Source organism: Bartonella sp. AP258QHHD, from assembly GCF_042196145.1.
In the GTDB taxonomy this organism is placed as follows: Bacteria; Pseudomonadota; Alphaproteobacteria; order Rhizobiales; family Rhizobiaceae; genus Bartonella.
Genome location: NZ_JBHIPR010000075.1, coordinates 1 through 1213, shown reverse-complemented (window position 1 = coordinate 1213; position 1213 = coordinate 1). Strand labels below are relative to the sequence as shown.

Here is a 1213-nt window from a genome sequence, read left to right as displayed (position 1 = left end):
TTCTGACGAACTACCATCAGAATTGAATTGTGAAACCTTGAATTCCGGAGCCCTCCATTCGCCACCTTCATAGCTAGCTCCCCCTCCTAAATACATCGCTAGCGTCTGATGCAAGGAATAAAGCTGATTGCCCGTAATCGCCTCTGTCGAACCTTCAGAAATATCGCCATCTAAAACTGACTTCAGTTTGCTCTTACTTCTTTTATCTCCCTTCCCATGAAGCGCTACAAACGCACTGTCTTCATCACTCCACAACAACGCATTCTGCTCAATATTGTCTGAAATCTCATTATGAAGCTTTGTAAATGAATTGCTTACACCAGCAAACGCTTCCGCAATATTAGGGTAGCTATGCTCTTCTGGACTACCATCATCATTAAATGTCGTAACTTTGAAAGTAGGTGCTACCCATTGACCATCTTCATAGTGAGCTCCACCACCAAAATAAGTCGCCAGCGTCTGATTCAAGGAATAAAGCTGAGAACCATTCACTGCTTCCGTCGAGCCTTCAGAAAGTGTTCCAGCTTTCACGCCAGAGAGACTACGTGCATCACCATTCATGTTTGAAATTGTGATTGCACTACCCTCTTTTTCATCACCTATCTTGATTACCTTCGTAGCATCATCCTGCTTAACAAGACTATCTCCTACAACTTTATTAATCTCACTCTGAAGCTCTTTGTGAATATTCGTGAATGAAGCCCCTACACCAGCAAACGCTTTGGCAACATCATCATAACTTTGCTCTTCAACAGCACTGCCATCTTCTTTGACGATCTTAACTTTAAAGCTTGGAGCATTCCATTGACCTTCTTTATATTCAGCGCCACCACCTAAATAAGTTGCAACAGTCTTATTCGTATCAAAAAGCTGAGAACCATTGACCGCATCACTTGAGCTTGCAGAAACCTCTCCATTGGAAAGAAATGTAATCTTACTCTTGCTTTCCTTCTCTCCATGCGTCGCTACAAACGCCTCTGCGTCCTTATCCCACAACAGCGCATCGCCTTGAACTTCCTGAGTAATATTCGTGATGTTTTCAGTAAGTTCATTAAACTTATTCGTTAGGTTATTATTCACATTCTTGAAATTCGTATCAATACCTTCAATGGCTAAACCAACATCACCATAAGATTTTTCTACTACCTCGCCTTTTGCATCAACACTGGATAATTTATAGGTTGGACCCGTGAAAGTACCATCTTTAAAGCTT

General features: G+C 41.6%; 1 pseudogene. It reads right to left on the bottom strand.

Annotated features, from left to right (window positions below):
- A pseudogene (locus ACFIMM_RS08255) lies at positions 1-1213 on the bottom strand (hypothetical protein); the annotation flags it as partial.